This window comes from Streptomyces sp. NPDC007929, from assembly GCF_042959065.1.
Classification (GTDB): Bacteria; Actinomycetota; Actinomycetes; order Streptomycetales; family Streptomycetaceae; genus Streptomyces.
Genome location: NZ_JBIBKD010000001.1, coordinates 296,004 through 311,454 on the forward strand (window position 1 = coordinate 296,004; position 15,451 = coordinate 311,454).

General features: G+C 72.2%; 9 protein-coding genes. All 9 read left to right on the forward strand.

The annotated features are described in order from the left end of the window. Positions 1-360: 360 nt before the first annotated feature. The 9 genes from ACFZDE_RS01390 to ACFZDE_RS01430 all read left to right on the forward strand — a co-directional run bounded on the left by ACFZDE_RS01390 (position 361) and on the right by ACFZDE_RS01430 (position 15,437). Positions 361-2,226: a phage tail sheath subtilisin-like domain-containing protein gene (locus tag ACFZDE_RS01390; RefSeq protein WP_391196342.1), complete on the forward strand. Its 1,866-nt coding sequence runs from the start codon at positions 361-363 to the stop codon at positions 2,224-2,226. Between the two features lie 60 nt (positions 2,227-2,286). Next, the gene (locus ACFZDE_RS01395) at positions 2,287-2,811 is read left to right on the forward strand and encodes a phage tail protein (RefSeq protein ID WP_004003113.1); all 525 of its coding nucleotides are present in this window, start codon (positions 2,287-2,289) and stop codon (positions 2,809-2,811) included. Between the two features lie 104 nt (positions 2,812-2,915). Then, positions 2,916-3,650, forward strand: coding sequence for a hypothetical protein (locus ACFZDE_RS01400; RefSeq protein WP_391196344.1), 735 nt, complete (start codon positions 2,916-2,918; stop codon positions 3,648-3,650). After that, positions 3,643-4,389 carry a hypothetical protein gene (locus ACFZDE_RS01405; protein WP_391196347.1) on the forward strand — a complete coding sequence of 249 codons (747 nt, stop codon included), beginning with the start codon at positions 3,643-3,645 and terminating at the stop codon, positions 4,387-4,389. Before ACFZDE_RS01400 ends, ACFZDE_RS01405 begins: the two co-directional genes overlap by 8 nt. 175 nt (positions 4,390-4,564) lie before the next feature. After that, on the forward strand, positions 4,565-5,464 hold the full coding sequence (locus ACFZDE_RS01410) for a Pvc16 family protein (RefSeq protein WP_391196349.1): 900 nt from the start codon (positions 4,565-4,567) through the stop codon (positions 5,462-5,464). A 32-nt stretch (positions 5,465-5,496) separates the two neighbouring features. Then, entirely contained in the window at positions 5,497-7,476 is a 1,980-nt protein-coding gene (locus ACFZDE_RS01415) for an AAA family ATPase (RefSeq protein ID WP_391196352.1), read from the forward strand. Further along, complete coding sequence (locus ACFZDE_RS01420; RefSeq protein ID WP_391196355.1) at positions 7,467-7,859, forward strand: hypothetical protein; 393 nt, start codon at positions 7,467-7,469, stop codon at positions 7,857-7,859. Before ACFZDE_RS01415 ends, ACFZDE_RS01420 begins: the two co-directional genes overlap by 10 nt. Next, positions 7,856-14,725, forward strand: coding sequence for a DUF4157 domain-containing protein (locus tag ACFZDE_RS01425; protein WP_391196357.1), 6,870 nt, complete (start codon positions 7,856-7,858; stop codon positions 14,723-14,725). Before ACFZDE_RS01420 ends, ACFZDE_RS01425 begins: the two co-directional genes overlap by 4 nt. Positions 14,726-14,738: 13 nt before the next feature. Further along, entirely contained in the window at positions 14,739-15,437 is a 699-nt protein-coding gene (locus ACFZDE_RS01430; protein WP_391196360.1) for a hypothetical protein, read from the forward strand. The last annotated feature ends 14 nt before the right edge of the window (positions 15,438-15,451 follow it).

A 15,451-nucleotide genomic window follows, 5' to 3' on the forward strand; every position in this document is an offset into this window, starting at 1 on the left:
GTCCGCGCCGCCGGCCCGTCGGTGTGCGGGAGGTGTGGACCGGTGCACGAGGGCGCGCGGGCGCGATGTGCGGATCCGGGAACTTTGCCTTCACAAAACCTTCCGCCGTGCTGGCCAGAACCCGTCTTGTTCGGTCAACTCCTCACGCCGCAGGGTGGGTTGAGCACTTGAGCATCAGGAGTCACAAGCGATGCGCTTGGCCCGTGCGACCGACAGCGCGGGCACCGACGGGGGAACTGATGATGTGCGCGTGGCCACCGCCGACGGGGCGTGTGGCGCCCTCGCGCACGACCCGAACGTCCCTCCCTCACCGCCTCTTGGTGCCTCCATCGGGTGCCCGAGACAGGGATAGGAGGGGGAATGCCGATGAGTGCAGTGAGCGCCGCCAAGCCGACGTATCCCGGTGTCTACGTCGAAGAGCTTCCCAGCAGCACCCGCACCATCTCGACCCTGACCACTTCGGTGACCGCCTTCGTGGGCCACACCCGCCGTGGTCCGCTGAACGAGCCGGTGCGCGTCACCAGCTTCACCGAGTTTGAGCGGCGCTTCGGCGGCCTGAGCGCGCGGAGCGCCGTCGGCTACGCCGTCCACCAGTTCTTCGGCAACGGCGGCACCGTCGCCCTGATCGTCCGTGTCGCCAAGGCCGGCAGTGGCCAGGCCGCCTGCGTCACCCTGGAGTCGACCGAGGGCCACAGCGAGTGCGACGTCCTCGCGGTGCACGCCAAGGAGCCCGGCGTGTGGGGCAACGGCCTGCGCGTCGCCGTCGACCACGACACGCCCCGCCCCGACGAGACCTTCAACCTGCGTGTCTACGACGCCAAGGGCGAGGCCCGCGAGAGCTTCACCGGACTGTCGACCGACCCGTCCCACGGCCGGTTCGTGCAGACCGTCGTCAACGCCGGCTCCCGGCTGATCCGCGTCGAGGTCGTCGGCGAGGGCAGGCCCGACCCCTCCGGCACCGTCTCCAAGCCGTTCGGCCACGAGCTGCCCGACCTCGCCGTCGACCTCACCGTCAAGATCGGCGACGTCGAGCGGGAGTTCACCCTCTACGACCCCGACTGCGACGGCGAGGCCCCGTCCTCCGTCGCCGAGCTGGCACTGCTGCTGGAGCGCAAGCTGCGCGCCCTGCCTGACGCGCCCGGCAAGCACGCCTTCGCCGGAGCCGAGGTCACCGCCTTCGGCCGCCGTGTCCAGGTCGTCGCGGGCTCCACCGACCCCGACGACGTGGTCCGCTTCCTCGGCGAGTGCGCCAACGACCTGGGCCTGGAGGCCTCGGTCAACCCGCCCGTCTTCCCGCTGGAGGGCGGCGAGGACGGCGAGGCGCCCGGCCCGCGCGACCTCATCGGCTCCGAGGCAGACAAGTCCGGCATCCAGGCGCTGCGCGGCGTCGCCGACGTCAACCTGCTCGCCCTGCCCGAACTCGCCGCGTACGAGAAGACCGAGGACGCCCTCACCGTCGTCTCCGCCGCCCAGCGGCTGTGCCAGGAACGGCGGATCTTCCTCCTGGTCGACGCGCCCGGCAGCTGGGTCAGCGTCGACACCGCCCGCGCCGGGCTCGCCGCCTTCGACGCCGTGCGCGGCAACCACGCCGGCCTGTACTTCCCGCACCTCCAGCTCACCGACCCGCTCACCGGCCGGCTGCGCTCCTTCCCGCCGTCCGGCGCCGTCGCGGGTGTCATCGCCCGTACGGACTCCGAACGCGGCGTGTGGAAGGCCCCGGCCGGAACCGAGGCCCGGCTCGCCGGCGTGCACTCGCTCGCGGTCGACCTGACCGACCGCGAGACCGGCCTGCTCAACCCGCTGGGCGTCAACTGCCTGCGCACCTTCCCGGTGACCGGCCCCGTCGTCTGGGGCGCCCGCACCCTGGAGGGCTCCGACGCCCTCGACAGCGAGTGGAAGTACGTCCCCGTCCGGCGGCTCGCGCTGCACGTCGAGGAGAGCCTCCAGCGCGGCCTGCAGTGGGTGGTGTTCGAGCCCAACGACGAGAACCTGTGGCAGCAGATCAGGCTCGCCGCCTCCTCCTACCTGCACACGCTGTTCCGCCAGGGCGCCTTCAAGGGCGGCACCCCGCGCGAGGCCTACTTCGTCAAGTGCGACAGCGACACCACGACCACCGAGGACATCGAGAACGGCGTCGTCAACGTCCTGGTGGGCATCGCGCCGGTCCGCCCGGCCGAGTTCGTGGTCGTCAAGATCCAGCAGACGTCCGGGCAGTTCGCGCTCTAGGGAACGCTCGAAGGAACCGCTCCAAGGAACCGCTCCAAGGAACCCCTGAGGACATTTTCGATGGCAGAGTTCACGGTCAACGCCCATCGCTTCGACCCGTACAAGAACTTCAAGTTCCTGGTCCTGTGGGACGGCCGGACGGTGGCCGGCATCAGCAAGATCAGCCCGCTCAAGCGGACCACCGAGGTCGTCAAGCACCGGCACGGCGGCGACCCCTCCTCCCCGCGCAAGTCGCCGGGCCGCTCCGAGTTCGAGGGCATCACCCTGGAACGCGGCGTCACCCACGACCCCGAGTTCGACCGCTGGGCCAACAAGGTCTGGCAGGTCGGCGCGGGCCTCGGCTCGGAGGTGTCCCTCGCGGACTTCCGCAAGGACATCGTGATCCAGGTCCTCAACGAGGCTGGGCAGGTCGCCGTCTCCCACAAGCTGTACCGGACCTGGCCGAGCGAGTACCAGGTCCTCGGCGAACTGGACGCCAACGCCAACGCGGTGGCCATTCAGTCGCTGAAGCTCGAGTGCGAGGGGTGGGAGCGGGACTACGAGGTTCCCGAGCCGGAGGAACCCTCGTTCCTGAACCCGGCGTAGGCGCTCCCCTGGGTGCGCCGAGGGGGGTTGTCGTTCGTCTGCGGGTTCGTGGGGGCTGGTCGCGCAGTTCCCCGCGCCCCTATGGGGCACGTATTGGGGGAGGCATGGTCATCGCGCGGGCGGCCGAGTTTCTGGCCACCTGGGAGGCCGGGGTGGCTCAGGCGCCGGACGGGCGTGCTCTGCTGCTGCACCGGGCTGCCCGGCCCGATCTGGGCGGTGATCAGCGGACTCTGCTGGCGCTGCCGGTCGGGGAGCGCGAGGCGGATCTGTTCGCGCTGCGCCGGGCGCTGTTCGGCGAGCGGATGCAGGTGCGTCTGGAGTGCGGGGCGTGCGGTGCGGACATGGAGTTCGAGCTGGACGCCGGGGAGTTCACCCGGACCCTGGCCGGCAGGAGCGAGCCGCTGGTGCGGATCGCCGAGGACGGCTGGGAGGTCGAGTTCCGGGTGCCCGGCGTCGCCGACCTGACGGCGGCGGCCGGTGCGGCCGATCCACGCCGGGCCCTGCTGACGCGGTGCGTGACCGCGGCCGTGCACGACGGGCGGCCGGTCTGCGCGGACGCGCTGCCCGCCGCCGTGCAGCGCCGGATCGCCGAGGCGGCCCAGGACGCCGACCCGGGCGGCGACGTCACGCTCGCCATCGCCTGCCCCGAGTGCGGGGAAGGCACCCGGGCCGAGTTGGACATCGCCTCCTACCTGTGGACCGAACTGGACGCCTGGGCCCGCGACCTCCTGCTCGACGTCCATCTGCTCGCCACCGCCTACGGCTGGAGCGAGCCGGAGATCCTGGCGCTCAGCCCGCTGCGGCGCCGCTACTACCTGGAGCTGTGTGCGGATGTCTGAGTCCACCTCGCGAGGGCGGCCGGAGCCCGACTTCCTCGACCGGCTGCTCGCCCGGCACGCGACGCCCGCCGCGCGGCGCACCGGCGTGGTGCGGGTACGGCCCCGGCTGGCCGGGCCGTTCGAACGGGCCGAGGCCGTCCGGACCACCGCACCGGACCCGGACGGCACCGAGCCGCTGTGGCCCGTTGCCGCCCCGGCGCCGGGCGCCCGGCCGGACCCGGCACGCCCCCCGGCCCGCGAGGTCGTCCGCACCGAACGGGAGCGGACGGTCGTCCGGACCGAGCGGGCCCCCGCGCACGCCGAGCCCGCGACGTCTCCGGCCGTAAGGAACGAGCCCGGCGAGCCGCTGTTGCGTCCCGCAACACCGGTGCGTCCCGCGCCGCGGCCGGTCTCCGACACCGCCCGTCGCGCGGCTGCCGGAAACCGCCCCCGGGGGGCGGCCCCCCTGAGCGCGGCGTCCGCACCAACCCCCCCTGGTGTGGACGCCGCTCCCCCCGCCGTGTCCGCCCCGCTGCTCCCCAGCGCGGCGGACACGGCGGCCGCCCGGGACGCCGTCCGTCAGGTCGCGGCCCGGCGCCCGGGCCGATCGGCCGAGCGAGTGGTGCAGGTGCAGATCGGACGGCTCGAGGTGACCGCGGGCGGCGCCCCCCAGGGCGGCGGCCCGACCCGGCCCCGGCAGGCGGAACGGCCGGGAGCCACCGTCAGCCTGGCGGACTATCTGGCCAGGGGGCGCGAGTGAGCGGGCACCGGCGGGCGGACGTACGACGAGAAGCGGGCGGGCCGGCCGCGACACCAGGCGGGCCGGCCGCGAGAGCAGGCGGGCCGGCCGCGAGAGCAGGCGGGCAGGCCGCGAGAGCAGGCGGGCAGGCCGCGAGTAGCGGGACGACGAGGAGAGGGACCGAGGAACCGACGCCATGAGCAACGCACTTGCCCTCGCCCACGTCACCCAGGCCCTCGCCCTGCTGATCGAGGCCAACCTGCCGCCGGACATCGACATCGCCGTCAAGGTCGAGCCGCGCAGGCCGCCGGTGGACCCGCCGCTCGAACCGACCGTCACCGTGTTCCTCTACCAGGTCACGCCCAACACCTCGCAGCGCAACCACGACCTGCCGACCCGGGCCTCCGACGGCACCCTGGTCCGCAGGCCGGCCGCCGCGCTCGACCTGCACTACCTGATCAGCGCGTACGGCGAGGAGGCCGAGCTGGTCGGGCAGCGGCTGATCGGTTCGGTGGTGCGCACCCTGCACGAGATACCGGTGCTGCCCCGGGACATCATCGAACTCGCCGGTCAGCGGCCCCACTTGAACGGCAGCGACCTGGCCGACGCGGTGCAGCGGGTGCGGTTCACCCCGACGGCCATGGACGTCGACGAGACGTCCAAGCTGTGGGGGATGCTGCACCAGACGCCGTACGCGCTGTCGGTCGTCTACCAGGCCGTGCTGGTCCTCATCGACGGGCGCGAGACGCCGGTGCCGGCGAAGCCGGTGGAACGGCCGAAGGTGCGGGTGCTGCCGTTCGGGGCACCGGGAGCGCCCTCGCCCGGCCCGGTGCCGGACGAGCCGGCCGCGCCACCCTCGCAGGAGGCCGAGCAGCCCGCCGACCCACCCACGAAGGCCGTGGCCAGGACCGAGGCGAGGACCGAGGCGAAGACGCCGGCCAAGGCGGCCCGGAGCCGTAAGGCGGCGCAGCCCGCCAGGAGCGCGAAGAAGACGGCTGCCAAGCCCGCCAAGTCCGCGCGCACGCAACCGGCGTCCAGGCACAAGGACGGAAACGCGGGCGCGGACGCGGACGGCAGTGAGGGCACGGAGAACTGAGGCACATGGGAACGACGGGGGCAGGTGAGGACATGGGAACGCACGCAACGGGCGCGGCGCAGAGCGGGGCTGCCGCCGCCCTGGGCGACGGCACGACGCTCACGGCGGAGATCCGGCGTGTCCTGGCCCGCGTCGACGCCCATGCGCTGCGCGGTGCCAAGGGTGAGGAGCGCCAGGCGCACGCCCCCGTCCCCGAGTCCGCCGACGGCCCCGGCACCGCTCCCCTCGACGCCCTGGTCACCTGTTTCGGGCTCACCGCGTTCGAGCGGGACCTCGTCCTGCTCACGGCCGCGCAGGAGCTGGAGCCCACCACCGCCGCGCGCTGCGCCGCCGCCGGCGACCCGGAGCGGGCCCACCCGACGTTCTCCCTCGCCCTGGCCGCCCTGGACGAGCCGCACTGGAGCGCGCTGCCGCCCGTGTCGCCGCTGCGGCGCTGGCGGATCCTGGAACCCGACGACGTGTCACAGCTGACCACCACCCGGCTGCGGCTCGACGAACGCATCCTGCACTTCCTCCTCGGCTCGCCCTACCTGGACGCCCGACTGCACGGCCAGGCGCTCCGCACCCCCGTCCCGGACCGGCTGCCGCCCTCGTACGACCTGGCCGCGAGCCGGGTCGCGGGCGGCTGGACGGACGGTGCCCGCCCCGATGCGCCGCTGCTCGTCGAACTCGTCGGCGGCGATCTGCGCAGCCGCGCCGACATCGCCGCCGCGGCCGCCGCCCGTGCCGGGCTCGGGCTGTACTCGATGAGCGCCGAGGACATCCCCGTCGACCCCGCCGAGCGCGACCGGTTCGCCCGGCTCTGGCAGCGCGAGGCGATCCTGCTGCCCGCCGCCCTGCTCGTGGAGTTCGGCGAGCCCGACCGGGAGCAGCAGGCGGCCACCGAGGCGTTCCTGGCCCGAGCCGCCGTGCCGGTCGTCGTCTCCAGCGCCGACCCACGCCGCACCGACCGCCCGCACGGCCCCCGGGTGACCGTGCCGAGCCTCGGCGATGAGGAGCAACTGGCCCTGTGGGGCGACGCGTTCAGTGAGGTCGCCGACTTGGCGGAGGGTGAACTGCGGTCGCTGATCGCTCAGTTCCAGCTGCCGCCGCACGTCGTGCGGTCCGCCGCCGCGACCGTACGGCGTGAACTGCCCCACGAGGACGAACTCGACGCCGCCGCTCTCGCCTGGCGGGCCGGTATGGACGAGGCCCGGGTCGGCATGGACGAACTCGGCCGCCGCATCGAACCGCAGGCCGGCTGGGGCGACCTCGTGCTGCACGAGCGGCAGATCGGCGTGCTGCGCGAGATCGTCGCCCACGTACGGCAGCGGTCGGTGGTCCACCAGGAGTGGGGCTTCGGCGCGACCCTGCGCCGGGGCCTCGGCGTCACCGCCCTCTTCGCGGGCGGCTCCGGCACCGGCAAGACCCTGGCCGCCGAGGTGATGGCGAAGGAACTGGGCCTCGACCTGTTCGTCGTCGACCTCTCCCAGGTCGTCAGCAAGTACATCGGCGAGACCGAGAAGAACCTCCGCCGGGTCTTCGACGCCGCCGAACGCGGCGGTGCCCTCCTGCTGTTCGACGAGGCCGACGCACTGTTCGGCAAGCGCAGCGAGGTCAAGGACAGCCACGACCGGTACGCCAACCTCGAGGTCAGCTATCTGCTCATGCGGATGGAGGCCTACCGCGGCCTCGCCATCCTCACCACCAACATGAAGAAGGCCCTGGACAACGCCTTCCTGCGGCGGATCCGCTTCGTCGTCGACTTCCCCTTCCCGGCCGAGCACGAGCGCGCCGAGATCTGGCGCCGGGTGCTGCCGCCGCAGGCACCGGTGAAGGACATCGACCCGGAGCTGCTCGCGCGGCTCACGGTGGCGGGCGGCTCGATCCGCAACATCGCCCTGTCCGGCGCGTTCCTCGCCGCCGAGGAGGGCGAGGCGTTGCAGATGCGGCACATGCTCGCCGCGGCCCGCACCGAATACCTCAAGCTGGAACGCTCCCTGACGCCGACGGAGGTCCGCGGATGGGTGTGACACGGAGCGGCGGGACCGCGGGGGGCCCGAACCAGGCCGCGTACAGCGGCGGAATCGCGGGGGGCCCGAACCGGGCCGCGCACAGCGGTGGGACAGCCGGGGCCCCGGCCCGGGCCACGGCCCCGCGCGAGATCCGCGTGGACATCGGCGAACTGGTCCTCGACGGCTTCCGCGCCGACCCCGACCGGGTGGCCGCCGCGTTCGAAGTCGAGCTGACCCGGCTGGTCCGCGAGCGCGGCATGCCCGCCGACGGACCGTGGACGGCCGACGTCCTGTCCGGCCTGCCGCCGCTGCCCGCCGGGCTGTCCGCGCGCCGGCTCGGCCAGGAACTGGCGCGTGCCGTGCACGAAGGCCTGAGCGGCCGCGGGGAGGTGGCCCCATGAATGACTCCCGTACCCAGGACGGCCGTTCGGAGCAGTCCGCCGAGCAGCGCCGCCGCAAGCGCAAGGAGCGGGCGGCCCGGTCCCGCGCCCCCGAGCCCAGGGACATCGTCAGCGGCGCGGGCCAGCCGCTCGACCCGGGTGTCCGGCGGGAACTGGAGGAGCGCCTCGGGCACGACCTCAGCCGCGTACGCCTGCACACCGGCCGGGACGCCGGGCAGCTCGCGGATCTGCTCGGGGCGGACGCGGTCGCCGTCGGGCAGGACATCCTCTTCCGCGAGGGGGCGTACCGGCCCGGCACGGACGAGGGCCGCCGGCTGCTCGCCCACGAGCTGCTGCACACGGTCCAGAACCCGCACGGCCTCGGTGCGTTGCGGGCCGGACGGGAACTGGGCGCGGTGAGCCTGCCGCAGCAGGCCATCGAGCGGGAGGCGGAGACGACGGCGCAGGACCTGGTGCGCGACCCGGGTCCCGGCACGGCCGAAGCGGTTTTGGACGTCGAGGAGGGGCAGGCGACCCCCGGCTGGCTCCGCTACGCGACCGTCGACGCCGACCGCCGCCGCATGGAGCAGCTGGACCCGGCGACCCTCGTCGATCGCATCGCCAACGGCCTGCTGCGTTCCCTGCGCGGCGACCCGGAGGACCGGTCGGGCCGGGTACGACTCCAGCTGGCCCGCATGGCGCCCGAGGTCCAGGACACCGTCCTGGACCGGCTGGAACTGAGGCTGCCCGCGCCGGTCGTGGACCGGCTGCTGGACAGCGTGGAGGAGACACAGGACGCGGGCCCGCTGCCGCTGGATGCCGCGGCGGCTCCCCACGCGCTGCCCGGCGCGACGGAGGAGATCGAGGCGGAGCGCGCTCGCGAGGACTCCGAGACGGGCGGCACCCCGGAGCGGGACGTACGGACGCGGGAGCCGGGCAAGGAGCACGGCACGGCTGGGGACACCCGGGGGAAGGAAGCCGGCGAGGCCGCCGGCCGGGAGCAGGGCGCGGAGGGTTCGGCCGAGCGGCATCAGGGTGCCGAGGGTTCGGCCGCGCGGCAACAGATGGGCGTCAAGGACGAGCAGGAGCGCTCCTCCGGCCGGCAGGAGGAGAAAGACGCCTCCGGACGGGACGCGCGACAGGACGCCCACGGCGAACGCGAGGACGCGTCGGACACCGAGCGCGACCAGCGGGGCCAGGACCAGCAGGACGAGCGCGAGGCAGGTGAGGAGCGGAGCGGGGCCCAGGAGGAGGCCGCTCCGGAGCCGGAGCGGCAGGCCGTCGAGCAGGAGCAGCCCCGGGACTCGGGCGAGACGCCCGGCCGGCAGGCCACCGCGCCCGGCGGCGTCGACCGCAGCGGGGCCGAGCCCGGGGAGAAGTCCCGTACCGGCGGTGAGGGCGCGTCGGCCCGAACGGTGGGCGATCCGGAGAACGAACAGGACGCCGACGACGAGCCGTTGGGGCTGGACGCCGAGCCCACCCAGGACGACTCCGGCCCGGAAACGGCTGACGACCCGGCCGCCTCAGCGGGTCGGGAGCCGGTGCCCGATGCCGACCTCGTCGGATACACCGAAGCGGCGAAGAACCCCAGCCTCGTCGAGGAGCGGCGCAAGGGCACGGCCCCGCTGCCCAGCCTGTCGGCCGCCTCCGACACCCCGGCGCCGGATACGGCGGGGCAGGATTCCGGGGCCGGCCGGGGTGCCGAGTCACGCACCGAGGAGGAGGCAGACGGCGGCGAATCCTTCGAGGAACTGCTGAGCGGTCCGTCCGGCGGGCAGCAGGCCGCCGACGCGTCCGAGCTGGCCGGGGGCCTCTCCACGGCGTCCTCGGGAGCCCTGGTGCCGGACGCGACCGGGGCGGACCCGGAGCGGAAGCAGTCCGACGAACGCAAGGAGGACTCCGAGGCCGCGCGGCGCGACGAAGAGGCCCGGAACGCGGACGGGGCGGCGACCGGGACGGTCACGGCTCCCGGGGAGACCGCGGCACCGGACCAGTTGGCGAAGGCGGGGGAGGACGCCCGTACCCAGAGCGCCGGTGCACCGTCCGGTACGGGTACGGGTTCCGGCGGGGAGAGCCGGCCCGAGAGCGCCCAGAAGCCGGAGGGCGGAGCTCCCGACCGCAGTGGCGCGAAGCAGGGGAGTTCGGGGAGTTCGGGGAGCGCCGGGGCGGTCAAGGGGCAGGACAAGCAGGCCGGCAAGCCCGAGGGAGGCCCGGCGGGCGGTCGGCGCGAGGCCGCCGGGGACCAGGGGACGACGGCCCCCGCACCCGAGACGTCCCCCGGCGGCGACCAGGAGGCGACCGAAGGAAAGGGCCCGGGCACCACCCCCGGCCCGCAGTCCGGGCCGGACAAGGTCTCCACCCCCGGACCCGCGAGCGCGCCGAAGCTGGCACCGGGCAACGGGCCTTCCCCGATGGCCGCGGGCCCCGAACCGAAGACCAACACACCCAAGGCCACCGAGGGCCCGGGTCCCGGCGGGGGGCCCGGCGGTGGGTCCAGCGGCTCCCGCTCCCTGCCGACGGGCGGCAAGCGCCAGGCGGCACGGCAGGCGGCCAAGACCGCGTCACGCCGTGGCCGCGGCGCGGGCGGCGGCCGCACGTCCCCGGCTCCTGCCCCCGTCCGGTCCGGCGGTCGCCCCTCCGCATCCGGCGGATCCAAGGCGAGCCCCAGGGCGAAGAAGGAGGCTCCGGCCCCGGACGTCTCCAACGCCACCCCCGAGTTCGGCCTGTCGACGGCCGCAGGGCTGAAGCCGCACCAGGCTCTGGAGACCCTCAAGGGCGTCGACAGCGCGGTCGGCCGTTCGGTCGACAAGGAGCGCACGGCCCTGCGCAAGGCACCGCCCACGACGCAGCGCCCCGCCGGTTCCCCGCGCACGGTCCCCGGCGGCCCGAAGGCGGCGGCCCCGGGCACGTACACCAACGCCAAGGTCGCCCGTACGGAGGCCGCCCCGGGCAGGACGCCCGAGGTCAGCGGCGAACAGAAGCCGGAAGGCGAGGTCCCGGGCGCGAACGTGCCCGAGCCCAGCTGGTGGGACATCGCCGTCACCATCGGCGCCCAGCTGTTCGGCAAGCTGCTGAAGGAGATCCTCCCGCTCGACGACCTGATCGACTCCATCCTCGGGCTGCCCACCGAGGACGAGGGCCTGAAGAACGCCCGCGTGGGCGACGCCCCGAAGCTTCCGCTGGAGAACGACTCCGACCCGCGGCGCACCGACGAGCAGGGGCAGAAGCTCGACGAGCGCAAGAGCGAACTGCACCGGTCCGGCCGTGACGACGCGGCCCGCCCGATGGGCGAGGACCAGATCTACCCCGACGTGCCCAAGGAGACCCTGACCGGCAAGGTGGCCGGCGGGAAGAAGGGCGCGAAGGGCGGCGGCACGCGGTCGGTGTCCGGCGGCGGCGTGCCGATCGAGTCGGCCTCCGCGGTCGCCGAGCACGACCGGGGCCCGCAGATCCAGGCGGGCTTCTCCCAGGGCCGGGCGAAGATGGGCCAGGAGCGGCAGACCAAGGACAAGAAGGCCGCCGACGACCGCAAGCAGCACGACCAGGACCTCCAGAAGGAGGTCACGGCCAGCGGCAAGAAGCAGGCCGACGCCCGTGACAAGGGCCGCACCGACATCGCCGACTCCCGGGACCGGTGGCGCAAGGAGCAGGACGACAAGGTCTCGGAGATCGACGACAAGAAGGGCAAGAAGTACGACAAGGTCCGCGACGACATCAAGAAGAAGGAGGAGGACACCGACAAGGACGTCGACAAGCGGACCGAGGACGACAACAAGAAGATCGACGACGAGCAGACGGGCGCCGAGAAGGAGGCGGAGAAGAAGCAGGAGGAGGGCAAGAGCGACGCCGACAACTGGCTCGAAGAGGCCATCGAGAAACTGAAGGAGTTCTTCGAGAACCTCAAGAACGCCATCAAGAGCGTGTTCGAGAAGGCCCGCCAGGTCGTCACCGACCTCATCGACCAGTTCAAGCAGCAGGTCTTCAAGCTCATCGACGACGCCCGCAACTGGGTCATCGACCAGATCAACACCTTCGCCGACGCGCTGATCGCCCTCGGCGACGAACTCCTCGCCGACTACCCGGCGATGCGCGACAAGTGGCGCGACACCATCGACGGCGCGCGCGACTGGGCCGTGCAGAAGGTCAACGAGTTCGCCGACGCGCTCAAGGAGGTCGCCGGCAAGCTTCTCGACGGCCTGTGCGGCGCGCTCCTGGCCGGGCTCGACGCCCTGGAGGGCGGCCTGCTGGCGGCGGTCGACATCGCCGAGACGGTCACCGTCGGCGCACTGGAGTTCGGTGCCGCGGCGGTCGCCGCGCTCGGCGAGTGGGCGGCCATCTTCAACGACATCGTCTCCGACCCGGGCGACTGGATCAGCAAAGCCGGGGCCGCCGCGGAGACGGGCGCGAAGGAACACCTCTTCGAGGAGATCAAGACCGCCGTCCGGGCCTGGTTCAACGAGAAGGTCCAGGAGATCATCGGCGTCCCGATGGAGGACTTCCAGGAGCTGATCTCCGGCGGTGTCACCGTCGAGCAGATGGCGCAGATGGCCTGGGACGAGGCGCTTCCCCAACTCCCCGTCATCATCGGCGTGATGGTCGTCGAGAAGGTCGTCGCCAAGCTCATCCCCGGCGCCGGCTGGGTGATGGCCGTCATCGACGCCCTCCAGACCGCGTGGGGCGCGCTCAGCGAGATCCTCGCCGCGTTCGGTCTGTTCATGGACTTCCTGAAGTCGGTCAAGAGCGGCAACGGGGCGCTGCCCTTCGCCAAGGCGGTCGCCGCCGGGGTGGTCGCGCTGCTGGAACTGATCTACGAGTTCCTCGTCGAGGGCGTCAGTCGCTTCATGGGCAAGGTCGCCGAACGTCTCGGCACCATGCTCAAGAACCTCCGTACGAAGAGGAACAAGCCGGGTGCCGCCGACGACAAGCCGGATGCCCCCACCAAGCCCAAGGACGAACGTCCCTCCCCGACCGACGACCGCACTCCGGCCCCGGACCGCCCGGCCGACCGCACGGACGACAGGCCCGCCGACCGCCCGGCGGCGCCGCGCAAGCCGTCCCCGGACAGGACCTCCCGCCCCCCGTCGAAGCCCCGCCCCGGCAAGCGCTCGACCCCGGAGAAGAAGCGACGCCCCGCGCACACCACCCGCCCGAAGAAGCGCCGCGACGACGACGAACGCCGCGACGAGGGCCGGGAGGTGAACGCGGCCCGCAAGCGCATACGGGACGCCGACCGCAGGATGAAGGACGACGACAGGGCCGACCGCCGCGACACCCCGACCCGCCGCGGCCCCGCCCGCCCGGACCGCCGCCGCGACAGGAACGACGGCGAACGCGACCCCAGGGGCACACGTCCGGACGACCGTCGGCGTGACGACGACCGCGGGAACGACCGCGGCCCCGGCAACCGCCGCCGACGGGACGAAGACCGCCGGAACGACCGCCGGCGCGGCGACGACCGCCGCCGCGACACCGAAAAGGACCGCCCCCGCCGCCGCCCGCTCCGCCGCGCCCGCCAGACCATCAAGTCGGCGGTCAACAGGGCCCGCCGCGCCGCCGCCAAGCTCTTCGGCAAGGCGCGCCGCAGGATGGGCAATCACCTGAACGACCGCTTGCGACGGCTGCGAGACCAGTGGCGGCACCGGAACGAACACGGCAGGGACCGGACCCGCGATCGTGACCGGGACGGGAGACGGGAAGAGGAGCGTCAGCGGGAGAACAACGGGATCACCGACTTCGAACTGCCCAGGGTCCGGTTCCGCACGAAGGACGGCGAACCCCACACCCTCCTCTTCGACGGAAAGGGCAGGAGCGCCGACCTGGCGGTCCGCAGTGCCCTGCAGGCCATGGCCGGGTACTTCGGCAACTGGGACACAGAGATCCAGGGACTCAGGAACAAGGGAAAGACGGACCTCGCGGATGCCATGACGGATGTCATCGCTGCCGCACGCCGCCAGGCCCAGACCGTCGAAACCATGCAGAACTCCCTGCCCAAACCCCGCAACCGTCATGGCATCAGCCGAGGCACGCTGGGCGACGTGGCCTTCCAGCGTCGCATCGAGGGGCTCCGGGACGCCATGGAGCGCCTGGCGGAGCTGCTGGAGCAGCGGAATGCCGGCGATAAGGAGCCGCCGATGCCGGACACCATCCTGCCGCCGTTCGCCGACGGGCCCATGGCTTTCAACTTCAAGGCCAGATATATCAAGAAGAGCACGCCGAAGGGCACGGAGGCGGACGAGCGGCGCAGTGCCCATCCGGTGGGCTGGAAAGAGCTGGAGAAGCTCCCCGGTGGGCGCTCCGAGCGAGGTCGATTCTGGGTGCGCATGCATATGCTTCCGGCGAAGATCGGCGGCCACTCGTCCACGTCCAACCTCGTCCCCGCGCTGGGTGCCATCAATACGAGGGCCATGGTGCAGATCGAGCATCCCGCTCAGGCAGCTCTCGGGCACGTGGTGGAGCACGGAACGATTCCGGCCGACCCGGAAGACATGATCTGGTATCAGGTGTCCATCAACTACCGGGGCCAGTATCCAGGATTTCCGCGGCGGGTGGGGGTGCGCTGGGGCGGCTACAAGGTGTCCGGAAACCAGTGGCAGGAGAAGAGCTCGACAAGTACCTGGGCGGAGAATTTCCCGGCACCGAACTTTGCGGCTGGATTCGATATCAAGAAGGCAAAGGCCGCCATGGTGAGAATGGTGACGCGGGTATCCGACTCCACGGCGCAGAAGATAGTCAAGCTGCTCGCTGCGGCTCCCGGAAGCTATAACAGCGTGGACGACCTCGTCGGGGCGCTGTCCTCCGGTGCTGCGGGACTCACGGGGGAACCTGCTCAGCGGCTGCGAAAAGACCTCGCGAAGCTGGTCGCTGCACGAGTGAAGATCAATTTCTGAGGTGGGGAGACCAATGGAGCCAACAGCAGCCGAGCGGGCCTGGATCGATGTCTTCGCAGAGTTGAGGGACTGCCCCGATGTTCTCTTGGACATGGATACCCTTGAGTTCCCTGATGGGGATGTCGGAGATGCGGATACCGCTTTCGCCTCGCTCGCAGAGCGAGACGGTATTGTCCTCGAATCCTCGTTGAAGGGGTGTCATCTGCGATTTTCGGATATGGCGGCCGGCTGGGGAGCCGGGATGACCGACGAGGACGAAGACCCGTTGTTCGCCGGGGAGTTCGATGTCATCCCTCTCGTCCGGGCGCTTCGTTACTCCGCACCGGTCGACCGCTGGCCCGATCCCTATCCGGATCAGCGGGAATTGCTGTCCGAGCTCCGGGATTTCGACGTCACCAGCCTGTCGGGCGTAGGCAAGGTCGCCTCGCTGCGTATTCAACAAGGCGTCGTGCACAACCCGGAGATCTGGTTCAGTGACGTGCGTGGTGGCATTCATCAGATGGATGTCGATCTATGTGGTTACCTCGACGCTTTGCGGATCACCAAGGGAACGCTCGGCTGGCAGTACTTGTTCACGAATGTCTCCCTGGCGCACGACCGATTCGAGGTAACCGTGCGATTCCTCGAGGAAATGCTCCGAGTCTTCCCCGGCTTGTTCCCCGCGCACGACTACGAGCCGCTGCGAGTCCGACTCGCCGAGCGTCTGCGCTAGATACGGACAGGAAC